At 49.0% G+C, this 23678-nt stretch carries 17 protein-coding genes; 10 read left to right on the plus strand and 7 right to left on the minus strand.

Annotated features, from left to right (window positions below):
• Window position 1: 1 nt before the first annotated feature.
• The 7 genes from IE163_RS08125 (at window position 2) to IE163_RS08155 (ending at window position 10504) form a co-directional block, all read left to right on the plus strand.
• The gene (locus tag IE163_RS08125) at window positions 2-1609 is read left to right on the plus strand and encodes a carboxyl transferase domain-containing protein (RefSeq protein WP_189432085.1); all 1608 of its coding nucleotides are present in this window, start codon (window positions 2-4) and stop codon (window positions 1607-1609) included.
• A gap of 1404 nt (window positions 1610-3013) precedes the next feature.
• On the plus strand, window positions 3014-3799 hold the full coding sequence (locus tag IE163_RS08130) for an enoyl-CoA hydratase/isomerase family protein (RefSeq protein ID WP_189432087.1): 786 nt from the start codon (window positions 3014-3016) through the stop codon (window positions 3797-3799).
• A 147-nt stretch (window positions 3800-3946) separates the two neighbouring features.
• Window positions 3947-5932, plus strand: coding sequence for an acetyl/propionyl/methylcrotonyl-CoA carboxylase subunit alpha (locus IE163_RS08135; protein WP_189432088.1), 1986 nt, complete (start codon window positions 3947-3949; stop codon window positions 5930-5932).
• Window positions 5929-6840 carry a hydroxymethylglutaryl-CoA lyase gene (locus tag IE163_RS08140; protein ID WP_189432090.1) on the plus strand — a complete coding sequence of 304 codons (912 nt, stop codon included), beginning with the start codon at window positions 5929-5931 and terminating at the stop codon, window positions 6838-6840. Before IE163_RS08135 ends, IE163_RS08140 begins: the two co-directional genes overlap by 4 nt.
• Window positions 6841-7460: 620 nt before the next feature.
• Window positions 7461-8162 carry a CoA transferase subunit A gene (locus IE163_RS08145; RefSeq protein ID WP_189432092.1) on the plus strand — a complete coding sequence of 234 codons (702 nt, stop codon included), beginning with the start codon at window positions 7461-7463 and terminating at the stop codon, window positions 8160-8162.
• A 10-nt stretch (window positions 8163-8172) separates the two neighbouring features.
• Window positions 8173-8832 carry a CoA transferase subunit B gene (locus IE163_RS08150; protein ID WP_189432094.1) on the plus strand — a complete coding sequence of 220 codons (660 nt, stop codon included), beginning with the start codon at window positions 8173-8175 and terminating at the stop codon, window positions 8830-8832.
• 169 nt (window positions 8833-9001) lie between these two features.
• Window positions 9002-10504: a leucyl aminopeptidase gene (locus IE163_RS08155; protein WP_189432096.1), complete on the plus strand. Its 1503-nt coding sequence runs from the start codon at window positions 9002-9004 to the stop codon at window positions 10502-10504.
• Window positions 10505-11267: 763 nt separating this feature from the next.
• Here the strand turns inward: IE163_RS08155 and IE163_RS08160 are convergent.
• Both IE163_RS08160 and IE163_RS08165 read right to left on the minus strand, forming a co-directional pair.
• Entirely contained in the window at window positions 11268-12809 is a 1542-nt protein-coding gene (locus IE163_RS08160; protein ID WP_189432098.1) for an alpha/beta fold hydrolase, read from the minus strand.
• A gap of 107 nt (window positions 12810-12916) precedes the next feature.
• Window positions 12917-13795 carry an NAD(P)-dependent oxidoreductase gene (locus tag IE163_RS08165; RefSeq protein WP_189432100.1) on the minus strand — a complete coding sequence of 293 codons (879 nt, stop codon included), beginning with the start codon at window positions 13793-13795 and terminating at the stop codon, window positions 12917-12919.
• Window positions 13796-13878: 83 nt separating this feature from the next.
• Between IE163_RS08165 and IE163_RS08170 the strand changes: the two genes are divergently transcribed.
• Both IE163_RS08170 and IE163_RS08175 read left to right on the plus strand, forming a co-directional pair.
• The gene (locus tag IE163_RS08170; RefSeq protein WP_189432102.1) at window positions 13879-14358 is read left to right on the plus strand and encodes a glutathione peroxidase; all 480 of its coding nucleotides are present in this window, start codon (window positions 13879-13881) and stop codon (window positions 14356-14358) included.
• A 70-nt stretch (window positions 14359-14428) separates the two neighbouring features.
• On the plus strand, window positions 14429-15409 hold the full coding sequence (locus IE163_RS08175) for a 2-hydroxyacid dehydrogenase (protein WP_189432398.1): 981 nt from the start codon (window positions 14429-14431) through the stop codon (window positions 15407-15409).
• Between the two features lie 68 nt (window positions 15410-15477).
• Here IE163_RS08175 and IE163_RS08180 read toward each other — a convergent pair whose 3' ends face one another.
• On the minus strand, window positions 15478-15870 hold the full coding sequence (locus tag IE163_RS08180; RefSeq protein WP_189432104.1) for a DUF2750 domain-containing protein: 393 nt from the start codon (window positions 15868-15870) through the stop codon (window positions 15478-15480).
• Between the two features lie 80 nt (window positions 15871-15950).
• Window positions 15951-16373, minus strand: a complete 423-nt coding sequence (locus IE163_RS08185; RefSeq protein WP_189432107.1) for a YqaA family protein — start codon at window positions 16371-16373, stop codon at window positions 15951-15953.
• Between the two features lie 363 nt (window positions 16374-16736).
• Here IE163_RS08185 and IE163_RS08190 point away from each other — a divergent pair, with 363 nt between their 5' ends.
• The gene (locus IE163_RS08190; protein WP_189432108.1) at window positions 16737-18281 is read left to right on the plus strand and encodes a methyl-accepting chemotaxis protein; all 1545 of its coding nucleotides are present in this window, start codon (window positions 16737-16739) and stop codon (window positions 18279-18281) included.
• Between the two features lie 13 nt (window positions 18282-18294).
• On the opposite strand, the gene IE163_RS08195 is transcribed toward IE163_RS08190, so the two are convergent.
• The 3 genes from IE163_RS08195 to IE163_RS08205 are packed head-to-tail and all read right to left on the minus strand — an operon-like array spanning window position 18295 to window position 23654.
• The gene (locus IE163_RS08195) at window positions 18295-21504 is read right to left on the minus strand and encodes an error-prone DNA polymerase (protein WP_444541871.1); all 3210 of its coding nucleotides are present in this window, start codon (window positions 21502-21504) and stop codon (window positions 18295-18297) included.
• Window positions 21505-21545: 41 nt separating this feature from the next.
• Window positions 21546-22988: a Y-family DNA polymerase gene (locus IE163_RS08200; RefSeq protein WP_189432110.1), complete on the minus strand. Its 1443-nt coding sequence runs from the start codon at window positions 22986-22988 to the stop codon at window positions 21546-21548.
• A 3-nt stretch (window positions 22989-22991) separates the two neighbouring features.
• On the minus strand, window positions 22992-23654 hold the full coding sequence (locus IE163_RS08205; RefSeq protein ID WP_189432113.1) for a SulA-like leucine-rich domain-containing protein: 663 nt from the start codon (window positions 23652-23654) through the stop codon (window positions 22992-22994).
• Window positions 23655-23678 lie beyond the last annotated feature (24 nt).

Genomic DNA, 23678 nt, shown 5'->3' on the forward strand with positions numbered 1-23678 from the left:
CATGACTAAAATTCACAGCAAAATTAATCCTCGCAGCGAGGAGTTTCAGAAAAATACCGCCGCCATGCAGGCGGTGGTGGATGATCTGAACAGCAAAGTACGGCAAATTAAACTGGGCGGCGGCGAAAGCTTAATCGCCCGCCATGTTTCGCGTGGCAAGTTGTTCGCGCGTGACAGGGTACAAAAACTGCTGGACCCCGGTTCACCCTTTCTAGAAATTGGCCAGTTTGCCGCCTGGCAATGCTATGAAGACTACGTGCCTGCTGCGGGCGTGGTCGCCGGTATTGGCCGTGTTAATGGCGTGGAGTGCATGATAGTCGCTAACGATGCCACGGTAAAAGGCGGTACTTACTACCCGCTTACCGTGAAAAAGCATTTACGTGCCCAAGAAATTGCTGAGCGCTGCCATCTGCCCTGTATTTATTTAGTGGATTCTGGCGGTGCCAACCTACCACGGCAAGATGATGTGTTCCCCGATAAGCTGCACTTTGGCCGCATCTTCTTTAATCAGGCCAATATGTCAGCCAAAGGTATTCCACAAATCGCCGCGGTAATGGGCTTGTGTACTGCGGGCGGTGCTTATGTGCCAGCCATGGCCGACGAGAGTATTATCGTCAAAGATCAAGGCACCATTTTCTTAGCCGGCCCACCGCTGGTAAAAGCCGCGACCGGTGAAGAAGTGTCTGCCGAAGAGCTAGGCGGCGCTGACGTGCACTGCAAGATCTCTGGCGTAGCCGATCACTACGCATTAAACGATGAACACGCCTTACAACTGGCGCGTAATGCCGTTTCACGCTTAAACCGCCCTGCGCCAGCTCAACTGGATGTTAAGCCAACTGAAGAGCCTTTATACGACGCCAAAGAGTTGTACGGCATTGTCGGCACCGACTTACGTAAACCTTTCGATGTAAAAGAAGTGATCGCCCGTATTGTCGATGGCTCAGATTTTGACGAGTTTAAACAATACTACGGCGCTACCTTGGTCTGTGGTTTTGCACGCATTTTCGGCTATCCTGTGGGCATTGTCGCCAATAATGGGATCTTATTCTCTGAATCGGCGCAAAAAGGCGCGCATTTTATTGAGCTGTGTGCCCAGCGCAAAATCCCGTTGTTGTTCTTACAAAATATCACCGGCTTTATGGTCGGCAAAAAGTACGAAGCTGAGGGTATTGCCAAGCACGGTGCCAAGATGGTGATGGCGGTGAGCTGCGCCAAGGTGCCGAAGTTTACGGTATTAATTGGCGGCAGTTATGGTGCAGGTAACTACGGCATGTGCGGCCGTGCTTATGATCCAACGATGATGTGGATGTGGCCAAATGCGCGCATTTCCGTGATGGGCGGCGAGCAAGCCGCTGGGGTGATGGCGCAGGTTACGAAAGATGGTTTAGCGCGTAAGGGTGAAACTTTGTCGGCAGAGGCTGAAAAGGCGTTAAAGCAGCCGATTATTGAGCAGTATGAGCAGCAAGGGCATCCGTATTACGCCAGTGCGCGGCTGTGGGATGATGGCATTATCGATCCGGCACAAACGCGAATGACGGTGGGTTTGGCGCTTGCGGCAGCATTAAATGCGCCGATTGAAGAGAGTCGTTTTGGTGTGTTTAGGATGTAATTGTCCGTTTGATGCTCCGGATAGGAACTGGCTTAGCCGTTAGTTTCAGCAGAGTTTAGAACGGTGCAACGCTCTTAACTGGGTAGAAATTTAAAACGGTGATTTCTTAGAGATCGCTTAAAGCGAAACGCCAGACTGCTTGCGCTTCTATAAGTGAGATTAAACCGAAACGCCAGGCTGCTTGCGCTTCTATGAGTGAGATTGAATCGAAACGCCAGGCTGCTTGAAGCCGATATTGCACACAAAGACGCCGTGAACCCTTCCATGGGGGCTCCTGTCCGGCATCCATGCCGGACACGCTTTGTTTAGCAATATCGGCTCGCTGCCTGGCTGCGAAAGGATACTTTATAGGCTCGCAGTTAGCTTCTGTGAGTAAGTTTGAACCGAACCGCTAGGCTGCTTGCAGCCGATAATGCACACCAGGCCGCCGTGAATCCTTCCCTGGAGGCTTATCCTTTCGCATCCATGCGAAAGACGCCTGGTTTAGCATTATCGACTCGCTGCCTAGCTGCGTAAGTTTTATTTACTAGCTAGCGGCAAGTTCAATACCAAAGCTTTGCTGCAGTCTAGTGGTGCATTCTCGGATGCACGACAATCGAACGAGGTGGTAAACGCATAGTACACTTTGCTCGGGGAGGTGTTTTTCATGGATGAAAAACAGACAAATTCGTCGGGAACGAATTTGAACAGCGCTTGCGCTGGCCCGAAGGGCAAACTTCAGGAAGAAGTTTGTAACCGCACATGGATGGGTTCACGGCGTCCCTCGACAAAGTTGTACGGCGCGTTTAGCCACCGGATGCACCAATCTTGAACCTGCATAAGCCTAAATAACAGCAGATTCAAGATTGGTGCAACGCCCTTAACTGGGTCGTTATTTAAAACAGTGGCTTCGAAGGGAGCGCTTAAACCGAAACGCTAGGCTGCTTACAGCCGATAATGCACACCAGGCCGCCGTGAATCCTTCCCTGGAGGCTTATCCTTTCGCATCCATGCGAAAGACGCCTGGTTTAGCATTATCGACTCGCTGCCTAGCTGCATAAGTTTTATTTACTAGCTCGCAGTATGCTCAATGCCAGAGACTTACTGCAGGCTAGAGGTGCACTTGGGTATTCACAAGAAGCGAACGAGGTGGTAAACGCATAGTACACTTTGCTCGGGGACCTGTTTGGCATGGATGCCAAACAAGAGCGTACATGGACGTATCCACAGCGTGCCCCGACAAAGTTGTACGACGCGTTTAGCCACCGGATGCACAAAACTAGAATTTATTTAACTCAATAAACAGTAGCTTAGATGGAATCATCCGCAGCGTGCCCCGACAAAGTTGTACGGCGCGCTTAGCCACCGGATGCACCAAATTAGAGCCATACAATAGAATTTGGCAAAAACGGAGCGACATCAACCATGACTCTACAGTATACCGAAGTAACCATAGACCCCCGCGGTGTCGCCAGTTTAGTGTTAAACCGCCCCGAGGTGCACAACGCCTTTGACGATCTGATGATCGCCGAGCTTATCGCCCAGCTTGACAGCCTCGCTGCTGACAACCGAGTCAAAGTGTTAGTACTAAAATCCAACGGCAAAAACTTCTCCGCCGGTGCCGATCTCAACTGGATGCGCTCGATGGCGAAAAAAGACTATCAGCAAAACCTCGACGACGCCGCCGGACTCGCTAGTCTGATGCACAAACTGGATACCTTCCCCAAACCCACGCTAGTGCTAGTGCAAGGCGCCGCCTTTGGTGGTGCTGTGGGTTTAGTCGCATGCTGTGATATCGCCCTTGCTGAGGAAAATGCCAGCTTTTGTTTAAGCGAAGTCAAAATAGGCTTAATCCCAGCCGTGATCAGTCCCTATGTTATGCGCGCTTTAGGCGAGCGGCAATCGCGCCGTTATTTTTTAACCGCCGAACGCTTTAACGCAACCACCGCTGCAACCTTAGGCTTAGTGCATCAAGTGGTTAGCAACGATACCTTGGAAAACCAGGCTGAGCCGCTGGTGCAAGCACTACTGCAAAATAGCCCAGCCGCGGTCAGTGCCGCTAAAAACTTATTACAGCAGATTTACAATAAAAACATTAACAACGAGGTTATTGCGCACACCACGCAAGCCATTGCAGAAATTCGTGTATCAGCAGAAGGCCAGGAAGGGCTTAGCGCCTTTTTAGAAAAACGAAAACCAAACTGGTTATAAACCCAACGCATGGCAAATGTCGCTAAGCTACAGCCAGGTCAAGCGTGCAGGTTTTACTCAAGCAGATACGCAAACTCATTATAACTCTACCGGCAAACTCGTATGCCAAGTGCAGCGAAACCGGTCAAATCAGCAGGATAAGAAAGTATGTTCCGTAAAATACTTATTGCTAACCGCGGCGAGATCGCTTGTCGGGTGATAGAAACCGCACATAAACTCGGGATCCGTTGCGTAGCCGTCTATTCAGAAGCCGATGCCAATGCCCGCCATGTGCGGATGGCCGATGAAGCCTTTTTACTTGGCCCCGCTGCCAGCAAGGATTCTTATCTGCGTGCCGATAAAATTCTCGCCATTGCCAAACAAAGCGGCGCTGAGGCCATTCACCCAGGCTATGGCTTTTTATCCGAGAATGAAGAGTTTGCCAAAGCCTGTGAAGACGCTGGCGTGGTATTTATTGGCCCACCAGTAGCGGCTATTGCGGCCATGGGCTCGAAAAGCGCCGCGAAAAAAATTATGCACGGCGCTGGAGTGCCTTTAGTACCAGGTTACCATGGTGACGATCAAACTGATGCCGTGTTAAAAGCCGAATCGGCAAAAATTGGCTATCCACAATTATTAAAAGCGGCTTATGGTGGCGGTGGTAAAGGCATGCGCGTGGTATGGCAAGCCGATGAGTTTGATGCTGCGCTCGCCAGTGCCCGCCGTGAAGCCAAAGCCGGTTTTGGTAACGATAAAATGCTGCTGGAGCGTTATCTCACTAAACCACGCCATATTGAAATTCAGGTTTTCGCTGACAACCACGGCAATGCCGTGTACTTAGCCGAGCGTGATTGTTCCATTCAACGGCGCCATCAAAAAGTGATTGAAGAAGCCCCGGCCCCAAGTTTTAGCACAGCGCAGCGCCAAGCCATGGGTGAAGCTGCCGTAAAAGCCGCTAAAGCCATTGATTACCGTGGTGCCGGTACGGTTGAGTTTTTATTTGATGAAGACGGTTCTTTCTATTTTATGGAAATGAACACACGCTTGCAGGTTGAGCATCCGGTGACCGAGATGATCACGGGTCAGGATTTAGTGCAGTGGCAATTACTGGTCGCGGCAGGCGAGCCACTGCCACTGACACAAGCGCAAGTACAATTAGATGGCCATGCCATTGAAGTGCGGGTGTATGCAGAAGATCCGGATAACGACTTTTTACCCGCTACCGGCAAACTGACCTATTTACGCCAACCCGAAGCCAGCCGCAATGTGCGGGTAGATACCGGTGTGGTTGAGCATGATGAGGTGAGCCCCTACTACGATCCGATGATTGCCAAACTGATTGTCTGGGATGAAAGCCGTGATCGTGCCATTAGCCGCATGTTACGCGCTTTAGATGATTACCGCATTGCCGGAGTCACCACTAACCTTGGTTTCTTAACCAGCTTAGTTGAGCACCCAGCGTTTAAAGCAGCGGAGCTTGATACCAACTTTATTAATAAGCATCAGCAAAGCTTGTTTGCTCCTGCGCATAGCCAAGAGAATCAAGCGCTGATTTTGGCAGCACTTTTTATCGTTGCGAAAAAACAAACGCAACAGCTCGCGCAAGCGACCAACAGCCCTTGGCAGTTTAATCATGGTTGGCGGCTGAACGAAACCGCGACACTCAAGCTCGATTTGCAAATGGGCGAAACTAAGCATGCGCTTAGCATTGCACAACAGCAACAGCAGATGACAGTTACGCTCGCGCAGCAGCTATTCGATTGCCAAGTTAACTTGGCTGGCGACGAGCTAAGCGCGGTGATTGCTGGGCATCGCATGAAGGTGCGGGTAAGCCAATATCAAGACACCATTAGCATTTTTATCAAGCATCAACGTTATGACATTGTTTATCAGACCGAAGTGACCACCGCCGTTGATGGCGCTGATCACGCCGGCAGCTTAACCGCGCCAATGAATGGCACTATCGTCGCTGTGCTTTGCAGTGAAAACCAAAGCGTCAAAGCCGGTGAAACGCTGGTGATTATGGAAGCGATGAAAATGGAATATGCCATTAAAGCGCCAAAAGATGGCGTGGTTAAAGCAGTATTTTATGCTGCTGGCGATTTAGTTAAAGATGGCGCTGAGCTAGTCGATTTTTGTGCGGAGGAGGCATGAGTTTTCCTAAGCGTGTGCGAATAGTTGAAGTCGGCCCGCGTGACGGCCTGCAAAACGAGCAAGCGGTAAGCAGCGCTGCCAAAATCGCGCTTATCGATATGCTCACGGCTGCTGGCCATCAGTATATTGAAGCCGGTGCTTTTGTATCCCCCAAGTGGGTGCCGCAAATGGCCGACTCTGCCGAGGTTTTTGCCGGCATTCGCCGTGGCGATACGGTAACGTATGCCGCCCTTACCCCAAATTTAAAAGGCTACGAAGCGGCCAAAGCCGCTGGTGCTACTGAAGTCGCTATCTTTGGTGCCGCTTCGGAAGCCTTTAGCCAAAAAAATATTAATTGCTCCGTAGCAGAGAGCTTAGAACGCTTTGCGCCTGTGATTGCGGCAGCGCAAGCAGATGGCATAAAAGTGCGTGGCTATGTCTCTTGTGTAGTCGGCTGCCCCTATCAAGGCGAGGTTGCCCCTGCTGATGTTGCTAAGGTAGCCAAGGCACTGTTAGAGATGGGCTGTTATGAGATTTCGCTTGGCGATACCATTGGTGTGGGTACCGCAAAAAGTGTTAACAACATGCTGGATGCTGTGTTAGCGGTTGTGCCATTAGCGCAGATCGCGGTGCATTTTCATGATACTTATGGTCAGGCGTTAACAAATATTTACGTGGCGCTAAGCCGCGGTGTTAGTGTCGTTGATAGCGCTGTCGCGGGTTTGGGTGGCTGTCCTTATGCCGCCGGTGCGTCAGGGAATGTTGCCACTGAAGATGTTGTGTATTTGTTAGAGGGGCTTGGCATTTCGCACGGCTTAGATTTAACTGCGCTGGCAAAAGCAGGCGCGTTTATTTGTCAGCAGCTTGGGAAGCGGTCTAGTTCTAAAGTAGGATTGGCGATTCAGGCGAAGTGCAGTCAAACTGCTTAGTAGATTAATTAGCCGCAAATTCGAGATTAGCGTAACGCCCTTAACTGGGTAGTTATTTAAAACAGAGGCTTCTAAGAGATCGCCTAAATCGAAACGCCAGGCTGCTTGCAGCCGATATTGCACACAAAGACGCTGTAAATACGTCCTTGTAAGCTCCTGTCCGGCATCCATGCCGGACACGCTTTGTTTAGCAATATCGACTCGCTGCCTGGCTGTATAGAAGTATTTAAGTAAATTGCTAAATAGTTCTGTAAAAAGTGATGTGTTATTTCGTAGCTACTTCTGGATGTAACACGAAAACATAACGAGGTGGTAAACGCATAGTACACTTTGACCGAGGGCGTGTTTTTCATGGATGAAAAACAGACAAATTCGTCGGGAACGAATTTGAACAGCGCTTGCGCTGGCCCGAAGGGCAAACTTCAGGAAGAAGTTTGTAACCGCACATGGATGGGTTCACGGCGTCCCTCGGCAAAGTTGTACGGCGCGTTTAGCCGCCGGATGCACCGGACTTTAAGCTGCTTAACTTGAAGTAACTGCAGCGTAAAGATAGGCGCAACGCCCATAGCTGGCTAAGAATTTTTTCGTAAACTAGCGACAAAAACGACAGAGGACAACAAATGGCAGGGTTTAATAAAGTCGTACACAGCTACGAAGACGCCATGGCAGGGCTGACAGACGGCATGACCGTTATCGCCGGAGGCTTTGGCTTATGCGGCATCCCCGAGGGCTTAATTGCCCAAATTAAAAAAATGGGCACCAAAGATCTTACCGTCGTCTCCAATAACTGCGGCGTCGATGGCTTTGGCTTAGGGATTTTACTTGAAGATCGGCAAATAAAAAAAATGATCGCCTCTTATGTGGGTGAAAACGCCCTGTTTGAAAAGCAACTGCTCAACGGCGAGCTGGAAGTCGAACTGACGCCACAAGGCACCCTCGCTGAAAAAATGCGTGCTGGCGGTGCTGGCATACCTGCTTTTTTTACTGCCACCGGCTACGGCACACCGGTTGCCGAAGGCAAAGAAACCCGTGAAATCAATGGCCGCAACTACGTATTAGAACCCGCCATCACCGGTGATTTTGCCATAGTGCGCGCCTGGAAAGCAGACCGTTACGGTAATTTAGTGTTCCGCCACACCTCCATGAACTTCAACCCGATGGCAGCGACTGCCGGGAAAATTACTGTAGCCGAAGTAGAAGAAATTGTGGAACCCGGTGAGCTGGAGCCGTCACAAATTCATACCCCAGGTATTTATGTGCAGCGCGTGATCAAAGGTAACTTTGAAAAACGCATTGAACGCCGTATGGTTCGGCAAGGTTAAGGAGGCAACAATGGCTTTATCACGTGAACAAGTTGCCATGCGCGTAGCGCAGGAACTGCAAGATGGTTACTACGTAAACCTGGGCATTGGTATTCCTACACTGGTCGCAAACTATGTGCCTGCAGGCATTGAAGTGATGCTGCAATCAGAAAACGGTTTACTCGGTATGGGGCCCTATCCAACCGAAGCAGAAATTGACGCCGATATGATTAACGCTGGCAAAGAAACCGTTACCGCCATCAAAGGCGCGGCTATTTTTAGCTCTGCCGAAAGCTTTGCGATGATCCGCGGCGGACATGTTGATTTAACAGTTCTAGGCGCTTTTGAAGTGGACCAAAACGGCAATATTGCCAGTTGGATGATCCCAGGCAAACTGGTAAAAGGCATGGGCGGTGCGATGGACCTGGTCGCCGGTGCACAAAACATTGTTGTTACCATGACCCATGCCGACAAATATGGGAATAGCAAACTACTGGAAAGCTGCACCCTACCCCTCACTGGCGTGGGCTGCGTGAAGAAAATCGTTACCGATTTAGCGGTGTTAGAAGTGCGTGACGGTGCCTTCCATCTGTTAGAACGCGCGCCTGGTATTTCCGTTGAGGAAATCCAGCAGAAAACCGCTGGCAAATTGGTTGTTGCTGGTGATATTCCGGAAATGCAGTTTGCCTAGCGGCTCGCGCTAGTCATCTTTGCTATGCAAGGCGCCTTTTGGCGCCTTTTCTTTTTCTAATTTGTGTTATTTACGCAAGAATACGCGATAGACAACACGCACCTTCCTTGTATAACACCGCTATTTTCGCCAATATAATCATCAGATTATACTAAAAGGAATATTGTCCATGTTTCGTTTAACTACCCTGGCGTTGCTATTGGCCAGCACAGCTGCAACTGCCGATCAATTTAGCATTAAAGCCAGTGCTACGGTTGCCAGTGCTGCTGATACCTTAGTGCTGTTAGTTAGCCCAGAACAATTAAATGCTAACCCACAGTTAGAAGCCATTAGTAAACAAGAGAACTTTAAGGCGGCTCATGGTGCTACGCTTACCTGGTTAGCTCCTTCTTCACCTTATAGTCAGTACCAACGCGTCGTGTTACTGGGCACTGGCGACACAGTAAAACTGACGCCTTACCAAGCCAGTTTATTGGGTGCGACTGCCGCACGAGCCCTTAAAGGGTCAGCCGCCAGCAGCATTCAACTAGACGCTTCTTTGATCAATCCCCCCTTTAGCCAAAGCGAACTGCTGGCACAATTAAGCCACGGTGTCGATTTAGCTAGTTACACCTTTACTCGCTACCATAGTGACAAAAAACCTGAAACAGTTCGGCAATTACATCTGTTAAGTAACGAGCAAAGTGCAGCAGAGCAGCGTTTGGCGCAGTTGGCGGCACTAAGCGAAGGTGTAAAACTGGCGCGCGATCTCACCAATGAGCCCGCAAATGGCATTTACCCAGAAACTTTCGCCAAACAGGCTCTGGAGCTAAGAAAACTCGGTGCCAAAGTCACGGTAATGGATGAAAAAGCACTGGAAAAAGCCGGTTTAGGCGCCATTATTGCCGTAGGTCGTGGCAGTGCCCGCCCACCGCGTATGGTGATAGTGCAATGGGAAGGCAGCAAGCAACAGCCTCTGGCTATTGTCGGTAAAGGTGTAACCTTTGATACCGGCGGTTATAACTTAAAAACCCAAGCTGATTCTATTCTAAGAATGACCAGCGATATGGCAGGTGCTGCAGCGGTATTAGGCACTATGCACACGCTGGCTAAACAGAAAGCTCCAGTCAATGTTGTCGCACTCATTCCACTGGCAGAAAATATGATCTCAGACCGCGCTTACTTACCAGGTGATGTGGTCACTGCCGGTAATGGTAAAACCATTGAGATTATTAATACCGACGCCGAAGGCCGTATGTTACTGGCTGATGCCCTATGGTATGCCGAGCAAAACTTTAAACCCCGCGCTATTGTTGATATTGCAACCTTAACGGGCGCTAAAGTGGGTGCAGTAGGTAGCTATTATGCTGGCCTTTTTAGTAAAGATGATGCTTTGGTCGCGCAACTCAATAAAGCTGGTGACACCGTGAATGAAAAAGTGTGGCGTTTACCCTTAAGTGATGAAATGTTGCCTGAACTTAAGAGTCGTATTGCGGATCTGCGCAATACCGGAAGCAGCACAGGAGCCTCTACCGCAGCATTATTTTTACAACAATTTGTTGAAAATACGCCTTTTGCGCACCTTGATATCGCCGGTAATGCGTTAAGTAATAGCAATCGCGGTTTACATACCGAAGGTGGCACGGGTTACGGTGTTCGTTTGTTAACTGAGTGGGTGTTAACGGCCGAGTAGCGTGATAACTTGCTGATCTTTCACAAACTATCCGAGTAAACCTATACAGCCAGGCAGCGAGTCGATATTGCTAAACAAAGCGTCTTTCGCATGGATGCGAAAGAGGAGCCCCCATGGAAGGGTTCACGGCGTCTTTGTGTGCAATATCGGCTGCAAGCAGCCTGGCGTTTAGGTTTAAACGATCCTTTAGAAGCTTCCGTTTTAAATTACTACCCAGTTAAGGGCGCTGCACCTATCTTTGCGCTGCTATTACTTCACGTTACGCAGATTCGAGATTGGCGCATCCGGCGGCTAAACGCGCCGTACGACTTTGTCGGGGCACGCTGTGGATACGTCCATGTACGCTGCTGTTTTTCATCCATGAAAAACACCTCCCCGAGCAAAGTGTACTATGCGTTTACCACCTCGTTCGATTCTTATGCATACCCAAGTGCACTTCTAGTCTGCTGCAAGGCTGTAGTATTGAGCATATTGCGAGCGAATAAATAACACCTATACAACCAGGCAGCGAGTCGATATTGCTAAACAAAGCGTCTTTCGCATGGATGCGAAAGAGGAGCCCCCATGGAAGGGTTCACGGCGTCTTTGTGTGCAATATCGGCTGCAAGCAGCCTGGCGTTTCGATTTAAGCGATCTTCTCGAAGCCGGTGGAGAAAATTACTACCCAGTTAAGGGCGTTGCACATATCTCAAATCTAAAGCTCCCTCAAGTTACGCAGGTTCAAAATTAGTGCATCCGGTGGCTAAACGTGCACCAAACAGCCTTAGAGATCTTCATCTGAGAAACTACAAATTGCCGGTTCGCTATCTTGTAACGGTGCGGCTAAAAAGGCTTGCAGATCTTCATCAACACAATCGAGACTGCCGTGCACACCGTGTGCAAGTGGGTATACCCTGAGCTGACGTTGACTAAAATACTCAAGCTGTTGTTGTACATCTTCCAATGGTGTCACACTATCTAAACTACCCTGTAAAAATAAGGTCGGTATTGCAGTACGGATCTGTTGCACCATCCGTTTATTTGGTAGAGTTTCGCCAAAAACAGGGCAAATGTCAGCAGGCCAGGTATAGGTGTAGAGCGCGCCATCTCGCATATGTCCCGTGAGGCCCTGTTGCAACGCCGCTGTTAATCTGGCGTGGTCAACAAAGGGCACCTCGTCGTAGCACAAATGACTGATCATGCTAATGCCTGAGTAATTCTGATCTTTTATCAGCTCGACATAATTATCAATGTAACGATAAAACGTCGAAATATCCCTTTGCTCAAGTTCAGTAATGACTTTAGCAATATCGCTGTAAATATCATGACCATAAATAGCAAAGTACAAGATACTCATAAAAGTATCACCCGTTAACTTGACGGGCAAAGGGCTACCCAGAAAACCACTTGGCAAAGACAAATGAATAGGATCGGCATTTAGTTGAGTAACAAGTTGCTGTAACCGCGTTGATACTGCGTCGATAGGTTCAACACAACTAGCATCGAATTCGCAATAATTAACCAGTTGCTGTAAGGGGCGTAAAAACCTTGCAACGGGATCCTTCATGCTCTTTAACGCAGGGAAGGCAGGGCTATCTAAAATTAGCGTGTCGACATTATCGGCATACTCATCGGCGTATAACAATGCATATACCGCACCATAAGACACGCCAAATAAACTCCATTCGTTTAATCCCAGTGCCTGTTGAAGCAAATTTAAATCTTGAATCACTGACAAACTATGATAAGCCGCGATATCAACGCCATGTTGTTGTAATTCCTGAATGCACGTTAAATAAAGCTCTGACTCTTGCGCAACATATTCTGCCATCACTTGAGGGTTTTTAAGTTGAGCCAGGGCATGTCGGGTAACCGCCGGGCAATTAAAGCGGGGATTTGCCATGCCAGTGCCGCGCGGATCTATCAGGTATAAATCACGATCTTGCCTAAGTACTGAGTGTTCAAAATCTCGCCAGATATACTCTACTACGTATTTGTTATGTAACCACATAGCCGCACCTGGGCCACCAGCACCTAAATGTATCACCGGCGGTTGTTTGGCGTTATCAGAAAAACGCTGAAAATGAATTACAGGAAACGAAATCGTCCTCGTCCCTTGCTGGTGATTTTCAGGCACAAACATTCGGTAACAATTCACTACAGGCCAATCGTCAGCGGAAGTAAACCAACAAGGTTGTGCAACTAAACCCAGCTGTTGTGCAGTTGATGGTGATGCAGAATTATCAGGTGATGCAGGAAAGTAAGCATACCAAAGCAAGCTGCTAATAGCCGCTAAACCTAACAAACTGAGTCCTTTTTTGATCATCTTAAGTGTTCCTTCCATTGACCTTATTGAGCACGCTATTACTATCCGGTTAAGGGCGTTGCACTAATCTTGAATCTGCAGTTGCCTCACGTTAAGCAAAAACACGCTTAACGCGTTAACCGCTTAATTAAACTCGAGGTATCCCAACGGTTCCCGCCCATTTGCTGCACTTCAGCATAAAACTGATCTACCAACGCCGTTAACGGCAAGGCGCTACCGTTTTTCCGCGCTTCATTCAGCGCTATCGATAAATCCTTGCGCATCCAATCTACGGCAAAACCAAAATCAAACTTATCATCCAGCATAGTCAGTGAGCGGTTTTGCATCTGCCAAGATGATGCCGCCCCCTGCGAAATTACCTCTACCACGGCAGCACCATCTAAACCGGCGTTTTTGGCAAAGTTCAGAGCTTCCGCCAACCCCTGCACGACACCAGCAATACAAATTTGATTGACCATTTTTGCCAGTTGCCCGGAACCAGCTGGCCCCAATAACTTTACACAACGGGAGTAACTCTGCATCGCTGTTTCAGCCTTCGCAAACACCTCTACCTCACCGCCTACCATCACCGTTAAAATTCCTTTCTCTGCCCCCGCCTGCCCGCCCGACACCGGTGCATCTAAAAAGCCAATACCTTTGGTCGCACAGGCAGTAGCCAACTCGCGTGCTAACTCAGCCGAAGCCGTAGTGTGATCAATTAAAATTGCCTGTGTTGCCATCGTCGACAACGCGCCTTGCTCGCCATAAACTACCGAGCGTACATCATCATCATTACCCACACACATAAAAACCATGCTGGCACCGGCAACTGCCGCTGCGGGAGTTAAGGCCGCTGCACCTCCATAGTGCTTTACCCAAAGCTCTGCCTTAGCAGCGGTGCGATTGTAAACCGTTACCTGATACCCTTTTTGCTGTAAATAGCCGGCCATAGGAAAACCCATAACGCCAAGCCCTAAAAACGCGACCTTAGTAAGTTGATTTGACATAAAAATGACTTAAAAATGTGACATAGTGGTAAGCTAGCTTACAAAGTTATCTGGCGAATGAAAAGCACTTAAAAGGAATGACGATGACCATACTCTATGATTTTACAGTAGCCGACAATCAGGGTAAGCCCATTGAGCTTAGCCAGTTTCGTGGTAAGGTGGTGCTTATTGTTAATACTGCCAGTAAATGCGGCTTCACCCCACAATATAAAGATTTAGAAGCCTTACATCAGCAGTATCATCAACGTGGCCTGGTTATTTTAGCTTTTCCCTGTAACCAGTTTGGTGGTCAGGAACCAGGCTCTAATGCCGAAATAACGCAATTTTGCGAACTGAATTACGGTGTCACCTTTCCGCTAATGGGCAAGCTGAATGTCAATGGCCCGGAAGCGGCACCGGTATTTGAATACCTGAAAGATAACGCCCGCGGCTTGCTAAAAAGCCGGGCAGTAAAGTGGAACTTTACCAAATTTCTGGTAAATAAAGAGGGGGTGGTGGTAAAACGTTATGCACCGCGCACAAAACCGGCCAGCATAGCCCAAGCCATCGAAGAATTACTGTAACTTTGATCTGGCGCTAATTATGACAACAGAAGATCCTCTAAGCTATCGGCATTCAGATGGGAGATTGCCGATGAAAATCGCTGTATTCAGTGCTAAAAAATACGATCAGGACGGCTTTAGCCAGTGGGCAGATGCCAGCTTGAAGTTTACTTATTTTGACAGCCGTCTCAGCCAGGAAAGTGTCAAGCTTGCTCAGGGTTGCCACGCCATTTGTGCTTTTGTGAATGATGATTTGTCAGCGCCGGTATTAAAACAGCTATCGGTCATGGGTATTGAGATGATTGCGCTACGCTGCGCTGGCTTTAATAATGTTGATCTCGACACAGCGAAAGAGCTGGGTATTCGGGTGGCACGGGTACCCGCTTATTCACCAGAAGCGGTAGCAGAACATACTCTTGCGATGATGCTCACCCTTAACCGCAAATTGCATAAAGCCTTTAACCGGGTACGCGATGATAATTTTGCGCTGGATGGCCTGCTGGGTTTTAATATGCATGGTAAAACCGTGGGGTTAATTGGCACGGGTCGCATTGGGCTGGCCACAGCACGTATTATTAAAGGCTTTGGTTGTAAGCTGCTTTGTTACGATGTACAAGAAAATGCTGAATTAGCCGGGCATTACACTAGCTTAGCGCAGCTGTATCAGCAAAGTGACATTATTAGCCTGCACTGCCCGCTTACCCCAGATACCCAGCATCTAATTAACCAAGACAGCCTGGCACAAATGAAAGACGGCGTAATGTTAATTAATACCAGCCGCGGCGCGCTTATTGATACTAAGGCCGTTATTAATAGCCTGAAAAGCCGTAAAATTGGTTATCTGGGGCTGGATGTATATGAACAAGAAGCGGATATCTTCTTTGAAGATTTGTCAGAGCAGATGATTGATGACGAAGTCTTCAAACGTTTGCTTACCTTTCCTAATGTACTAATCACCGGCCATCAGGCGTTTTTTACCAAAGAAGCCTTGCAGCAAATTAGTCAAATCACCAGTGAGAACCTGTTGGCCTTTGCCAGTGGCTTACGTAATGGCAACGAATTGGCGAACTAAAATTTTTACTGCGTGCTCCCAATAAAAAACGGCAGGAACCCCTGCCGTTTTTTATTTAAAGCTTAAAATTAAGCCTCGTCGCTTAATTCATTAACCAGTGTTTCGGCTAGCTCATCTGGCGCGACTACCACGCCCGGGCCATCAGCATCTGGCAATACCGCAATGCTTAATTCATCGCCGTTTAAGCCTTCAGTCCATTTATTTAACCAGGTATCTAAATCTACAGCCTGCGCCTGACAATTTTCCCATTCGCCTTCAATCCACTGCTTCGCCAGCTCAGCGTGTGGCCATACCGGAATACAACGCTCATCTTCAGCACTGACCAGCACAAAACCTTCGTCATCCGTCAAGATCCAGATTTGCTGTAAATCCGCCACAGCCTGAATGAAGTAATCGTAACGCTGCTCAGCATCCAGTGCAGTAATGCGGGCTAATTCTTCAGCAGATAATTGGTATTCCATAATATTTTCCCATCTAGTCGATATTGTACATAATGATGACGGATCCGCCGCAATAATGCTATCAGAAAAGGTTAGGCGTATTAAAAAAACGACATAGCGAGCAAGATCAAGATGCCATAACGTAAGCCTTTACCCAGGGTTACCAACAGTAAGAAAATGGGGAAAGGCACTTTTAACACTCCCGCCACCATGGTGAGAGGATCACCGACTACCGGCAACCAGGACAGTAACAAACTCCAGCGGCCATAGCGCAAAAATAACCGTTCGGCCCGAGCCAGTTGTTTTTCAGACACCGGAAACCAGCTTTTATGCTGAAAGCGTCTAAGCTGTATGCCAAGCCACCAGTTAACACAAGAACCCAGTGTATTACCTGTTGTCGCTGCTAACCAAAGCAGTAAAGGTTGGTAGGATTGCTGTAACAAAGTTAACAACAATAGCTCTGAAGAGGCTGGGAATAAGGTCGCCGCAATAAAGCCAGTGATAAATAACGAAAGGTAGGCCACAATAAATACTTCCAAAAATTAAGGGCATCAGGCCTTAAAACAGACTTGGCTTATTAGTATGACAGCTGCTTGGCTAAAGTGTTCTTGCCAAAGGGTAAAATAAGCAAGGTGCTAGCACAAAAAGTTAACAGCCCCCATACTTTAGTCGATATTTTATGCAATACATTTGACAACAATGGCGCTATTCTAGAACCTGAAGCTAAAGCAAACCGGGTCTTCAGTAGAGAACACGGTTTTGATAAACCGTATTTCATTATAAACCGGGAAACTGAACAGAAGATTTAGCCAAGTCAGGTAGCAGCTAGGTAATAAAAGCAAAGCGCACTTCAAAAAGAAAAAAATAATAAGCCAACCGGAGTTGTTATGTCAGCATCCTTTACCCGCCATATCCTATTTTTGCTGTGTTTACTGTTAATACAACTGGCCATTGCCTGGTTGCTTAGCCCACTATTCGCCTTAGCCATCGGCATACTCGCTATGGCCATCTACCTGTATCTAAACACCAACGTAGTTAACACCAGCAACGACATTACGCCTGAACAAAGCGCCACTCATGCCGCCTTTGCCAGTATCACCACCGCCACCTCGAAAATGGCCATAGGTGCTGCCGAGGTCTCATTTTACATTGATGGCTTAATTAAAGAGATCCGGCATAGTAGTGAAGATAGCCAGCAAATAGGCAGTGCCACTACAGATCTTACTACAACCAGCAGCCAGCTCAACCATAACTTACAAACCATCAACCAAACGATCAATCAGGCAGCTACAGCCAGCCAACAGGCCGATAATAATCTGCAAACCGGTGTGACCAAAATTCAGCAGTTAGCCAATGCAGTAAGCCATGCGGCTAGTGAGTTACAAGCATTGCGTGGTAATGCCGATAAGATTCAGCATATTACTGAGGTGATAAATAATGTGGCAGACCAAACTAATTTATTAGCGTTAAATGCGGCTATTGAAGCCGCCCGCGCCGGCGAGCAAGGCCGTGGTTTTGCCGTTGTCGCCGAGGAAGTGCGGGCCTTAGCCGGCAAAACAGCCGGGGCGACTAAAGACATTGCAGTTATGCTCAGTGATATTCGCAAGCAAAGTGAACACACCGCCTCGCTAATGCAGCAATTAGAACAAGCCAGCCAGCAAGTGCAACAGGAGTTACAGCAAGTTGCCACCGGCGTTAATCATATTAGCCAGGAAATTAGGCAATCGTCAGGAGCACTTGGCCAAATTGAGCAACTTAGCGCAGGGTTAGAGCAAACCGGCAGCCAAATCAGCTCGGCTATTCAAAATATCAGTAAGGCTTTACAAGCCATCGAGCAGAAAGGGCAAAGTATCGCCACTCAGGCTATCGAAGTGTCGGTTGAAACCGAAACCATTTACCGGGAGCTAAGTCAGCAGCAAATAGATGCCTTTTATCAGCCTATTTTGCAAGAAGCACAGCAAGCGGCAACCGCCGTTGGCAATTTACTCAGCCAGGCTATCAGCAGCGGGAAATTAAGCCGGGAGCAGTTATTTAGCGAAAAGTATCAGCCTATCGCCAATACCAATCCGCAAAAATTTAGCACGGCCTATGATAGTTACACTGATCAACATTTTCCTGCAATTCAGGAGCCTATTTTACAGCGCCAGGCGAAGGTACTGTATGCAGGGGCTGTTGATCGTAAAGGCTATTTCCCTACTCATAACCGTAAATTCAGTCAGCCACTCACCGGCAACTATGACAAAGACTTACTACAAAATCGTACCAAACGGATCTTTAATGATCGTACCGGCAGCCGCTGCGGTAGTAATACCGAAGCCATGTTGTTACAAACCTATAAACGCGATACGGGTGAAATTATGCATGATTTATCGGTCCCCATTTATGTCGACGGTAAGCACTGGGGGGGTTTTAGGATAGGTTTTAAACGTTAAAGCAAGTAAAGCGCTAATGAAAATCCCGCGAGCTGCTGCTTAAATCTGCCAGCAGCGGGGTTAAATCGGTTAAGCGACCGGCAATAATATGGGTAACGTCGCCGGCCCGCTCTAAAATCCCATTCACTTTTAGGATCTTTGCAGTTAAATAGGCTTTTTGCTGCGCCAGTGCCGTACCCTGCCAAACAATAATATTAACGTTACCAGTTTCATCTTCCAGAGTAATAAAGGTTACTCCTGCCGCCGTGCCCGGGCTCTGCCGTCCGGCAACCAACCCTGCCACACTCACCACGGCTTTATGTCGAACCTGCTCAAGCTGACTAGCCACCACACAGCCCCGGAGCTTTTGCTGTTGCCTAAGCCAGGCTAGCGGGTGCAACGTCAGACTTAAGCCCGTTGCCTGATAATCCTCTAACATAGCAGCTCTGGCATCTGGCGCAGCTAAATAAGCCGGGGTATTTTCGTTACTTGCGGCAAACAGTGGCAGTTGATCTTGCTGATCAAGTAAGTGCCAACGGCTGTTATAACGGTCGCCACTTAACGCCTGCAGCGCATTACTACTGGCCAGCGCCGCTAAGTCAGCTTTACTTAACCCAAGCTGTTTTAACTGTGTTAAGCCGCTAAAACCGCCAGCAGGTCGCTGTTGTTGTAACACTTTTGCGGCTTGCTCAGTTAGGCCTTTGACCAATCTTAACCCCAGCCTTATCCCCCAGTTGGTTGTTGGCTCAGCAGCTATGCTTGCTACCTCTACCGGTGTTAACGGCGTAGCTGCTTGTTGAGCCAATGCCAGCGGCGATTCAGCACTTAGCGAGTGCTCTGCCGTTTGCTGTGAATTTGCTGCCGGTAGTGGGCAGCATGCCAGTTCATGCTCCCAGTTAGAGTGATTAACACAAATGGGTAATACCGTAATGTGATGCCGTTTCGCATCCTGGATCAATTGTGCCGGCGAATAAAACCCCATTGGGTAACTGTTTAGAAGCGCGGTATAAAACGCGGCAGGATAATAATACTTTAACCAGGCCGACACATAGGCCAATACCGCAAAACTGGCCGAGTGCGATTCCGGAAAACCATATTCACCAAAACCACAAATTTGCTGGTAAATACGCTCGGCATACTGCTGGCTATAGCCGTTTTTTAGCATGCCCTGGATCAGCTTCTCTTTAAACTGCAACAGTTCGCCGGTTTTCTTCCAACTGGCCATGGCCCGGCGCAATTGATCAGCTTCACCACCACTAAAGCCTGCGGCTACCATGGCCAGTTGAATCACCTGCTCCTGAAAAATAGGTACCCCCAAAGTACGCTCCAGCACCCCGGCTACCGCCGCAGAGGGATAAGAAACGGCCTCTAAGCCATGACGACGCTGTAAATAAGGATGCACCATATCACCCTGAATCGGCCCTGGCCGCACTATGGCAATCTGAATCACCAGATCATAGTATTTCTCTGGCCTAAGCCGTGGCAGCATACTCATCTGCGCCCGCGATTCAATCTGAAACAGCCCCACCGTATCGGCCCGCTGGATCATCTGGTAAACCCTGGCATCGTCTCCCAATGTGTTAATGCTATGAATACTTAATGCTTGCTGATAGTGCTTTGCCACTAAGGCAAAACAGCGTCGAATCGCTGTAAGCATACCAAGCGCCAGCACATCCACCTTTAATAAGCCCAGGGTTTCCAGATCATCTTTATCCCACTGGATCACCGTACGCTCTGCCATGGCCGCATTTTCCACCGGCACTAACTCATATAAGGGGCCAGCAGAGATCACAAAGCCGCCAACATGCTGCGATAAATGCCTCGGAAAACCCCGAATCTGCTCAACTAAACTCACTAATTGTTGCCCCAGGCCCTGAGTGGCATCGAGTCCCAACTGGCTTAACTGCTGCTGCCAGCTAACGGCAGCGTGGCGGCGATTAACGTTATTGATAAAGTAGTCTAGTTGCGCTTCATTAATACCCAGCGCCTTACCCACGTCACGCAGGGCACTTTTAAAGCGATAACTGATCACCGTGGCCGCTATAGCCGCGCGTTCACGACCATATTTTTGATACAAGTACTGAATAACTTCTTCGCGCCGTTCATGCTCAAAATCAACGTCAATATCCGGTGGCTCCCGCCGCTCACGGGATAAAAAACGCTCAAACAGCACCTTAATTTGCCGCGGATCGACCGCCGTAATTTCCAGGCAATAACACACCACCGAGTTGGCCGCTGAACCACGCCCCTGATATAAAATATGCCGGCCTTTCGCAAATTGCACCAGATCGTAAATGGTTAGAAAAAAATACTCGTACTTTAGCTCCGTAATCAGACTTAGCTCTTTTTCAATCAGTAAACGTACTGCAGCGGGTATACCGGTATCGGCAAAGCGTCGCTCTGCTCCCTGCTCCACTAAAGCCCGTAAATAACCACTGGCTGTCTGTCCGGCAGGTACTAGTTCAGCAGGATATTCATACTTAAGCTCTGTTAAGCAAAAGGTACAGCGCGCAGCCAACACCAGGGTAGTTGCCAGTGCCGTCTCGCTATACAATCTGGCTAATTTTGTAACGGGACGCAAGCTGGCTTCGGCATTACTAAGTAGCTGACGTCCCAATTGCTGTACCGGCTGTTTTAGCCGGATGGCTGTTAGCACCTGCTGCAACGCCAGACGCGCCGGTTTATGCATCAGCACAGCGCCAACTGCAACCTGTTCTACATTAAATTGCGCCGCCAAGGCGTCACATTGCGTCAGATAAGCGCTTTCCTGATAACGCAAATGGCGCACTACCGCCAGAGATAAACGCCCGGCAAAATGCTTAGCTAACCAAGGCCCCCACTGCTGATCACTGGCAGCATCGCCCTGCGGTAACCATAAAGCCAGACAATGGCGGGCCGACAGCAAATCCCAGCTATCCAACTGATACTGCCCCTTACTGGCTCGCCGCCGGCTATTGCTAATAATACGGCAAAGCTCTGCATAAGCCTGACGGTTTGGGCAAAGCAAAACCAGACGCAGGTTATCCAGCTGAAAGTAACTGCCAACAATTAGCTTTAACGCTAGCTGCTGCTCCCTAATTTGTCGGTAAGCCCGTACTATACCGGCCACCGAGCACTCATCGGTCAGCGCTAACGCCTCGTATCCCAGGGCCGCCGCTTGCTCTACCAGTTCTTCCGGGCTGGAAGCACCTTGCAAGAAACTAAAGTTAGAACGACAAAAAAGCTCAGCGTAGGCCATTGGCATGACCAACTCCGCACATTAATGATTGCCGCCGCAACGGCAGTTTAACTAAACCAGCCATGGATAAACCATTGCTGGGCAGGCGTTTTAAATACCCAAAGTTGCTGTCCTTGCCTATTACGCGCAACATAGTAGTCACGCTGGCGTAGTACGCCACTTTGCCAGCATAGGCTCTCCAGTCGCTCTGGCGCGCTCAGTAACTGAATAGGTTCAGTCAGGTTAACCGGTTCGGCCAATTGTAAACTGGGTCTGATAGCATAAGGCTTGTCTGCCATCAGCGAAGCCGCTGTACTGTTATGCTCTTTTTCTGGCAAGGGGGCTTGCCGCTGCAGGCTTTGCTCTGGCCAATGGCAGCTGACATAAGCCGGGCTGTGCAAAACCTGTTGACCTAGTTTTGCCGCCAGTAAACTTAGTAACTGCACTTTACTCAATGTGGTGTTTTTTTCTATGCCGGATTGTTTATCATCAAGTAGCGTACTGTTCTGCGCCACTGCTGCGCTTAACTGTAATGCTTGTAACTCCAGGGCATACACCGGCTCTGGCAACTTAACCTGTTCTAATTGCAAGCTTAACAAACTTTGCCAACGTGCCGCCTGCACTTCCCCTCCCATGGCTTGTACCCGGATCTGCCGTGGCGCTTGCTGACGAAAATACAGGGTTAGTATCAGGCAGCGACAGAGCTGATTACGCTGTTGTAAAAATTGTTGCAACTGCTTAAGCAAAGGGCTTACCGGGCGCAGTAAAATCTCCGTTTGACTGATTTCATACTGTAGTAACAGATAATGCTGAAATTGGCTGGCCGGCCGGTAAAACTGCAATGGCCTAGGGCTATCGCCCGCTAATTGCTGTAAATAGCCCACGACCTCGTGCGGAAAACGCCGCGCTAACTCCGCAGGAGCCAGCACTTGTAATTGCCCTATGTGCCGGATCCCTAATCTGGCGAGCTGTTGCTGCACCTCGGTACTTAAATCGCTATAGCTCAGTTCAGTTTGCTGTAAGGCCTTAAGTCTTTGCTCTGGATCCAGCGTTAAGCACTGCCGGCCAGCGCGGGCTAACAAACGGGCACTAACAGGTGTACTGGCGCAGGCCGCTATCACCCGGCATTGTTGCACCTGTAGAAGTTGTTGTAATTGTTGCCAATAGGCCGCAAACCCCGAATATAACTGCAGCATAGTGCCGGCCCGGATGCAAAGGCCATCGGGCGGCTGCAGGGCAATATCGCCGGTGTATTGATAAAGCCGCACACAGAGCTGCTGTAATAATTGTTGCTGCCGGCGCTCATCCGGAGGGAACAGCTGTAATTTAGGGCACAGTAATACCGCTGTCGCTACACTCTGACCAACACTCACTCCAGCTTGTGCCGCCTCGGCATTTACCGCTAGCAACTGATGCCGCCGTGGCTCAGCCAGTGCCATAGGTACAGCTGGTGCTGCGGCACTTAGGTTATCTAACAACAAAGAAGGAAAGTGTAAATAAAGCCACAGCATCGCTTAGCCTACTGCTGCCAAAGTAAACTGCACTGGGTTTTGTTGCGGATAAAGGGCTGGCCAGGCCGCCTGCATGTTAAGCGTAAATTCCAACCCTGCCCAGCTAGCACGCCGCTTTAATACCCTAAGCTGTAACCCTTGAGCGGTAGGCGACAAACTTAATGCCAGCGCTAAAGGTAAAGACAAGGTGGGCGTTTCGGTACTAAATTGGATCAATAACGCCTGCTGTTGCTCGGCGGCTAATTGCAAACGCCTGCCGGCAACCTGCGACAAACACGGCTGCCATAGCAATACGGCTTTAAATAAGCCACTGCGCAATACCTGCTCGGCCGCCCAAAGGCCATCAGCCCCTGTCAGTTGCGACAATAATAATATTTTATGGAGCTGTAAGCCGGCTGCCAGCAAGGGTTCAGCCTGTAGCTGTTGTGGAGGATTAATCAGACACAGCAAACCTTGTTGCTGCAAAAGCCCCAGCAAGGGTAACACTAACCGCAGCTCACCAATGGCCGGCAAACTTTGCAGGGCAACCAGCCCCTGCGCCGGCCAGCCGCCCAGCGCCTGATCAAACTCCGGATAACCAGAAGGCCAACCCGCTATATTTTGCCTTACCGCTGAACCTTGCCAGATTAACTGGCGGCGGCTAAGTTGTTCCAGTAACCCTTGCATCGTACCTACACACCAAAATACTGT

The sequence above is a fragment of the Alishewanella longhuensis genome, from assembly GCF_014653435.1.
GTDB classification, from domain to species: domain Bacteria; phylum Pseudomonadota; class Gammaproteobacteria; order Enterobacterales; family Alteromonadaceae; genus Alishewanella; species Alishewanella longhuensis.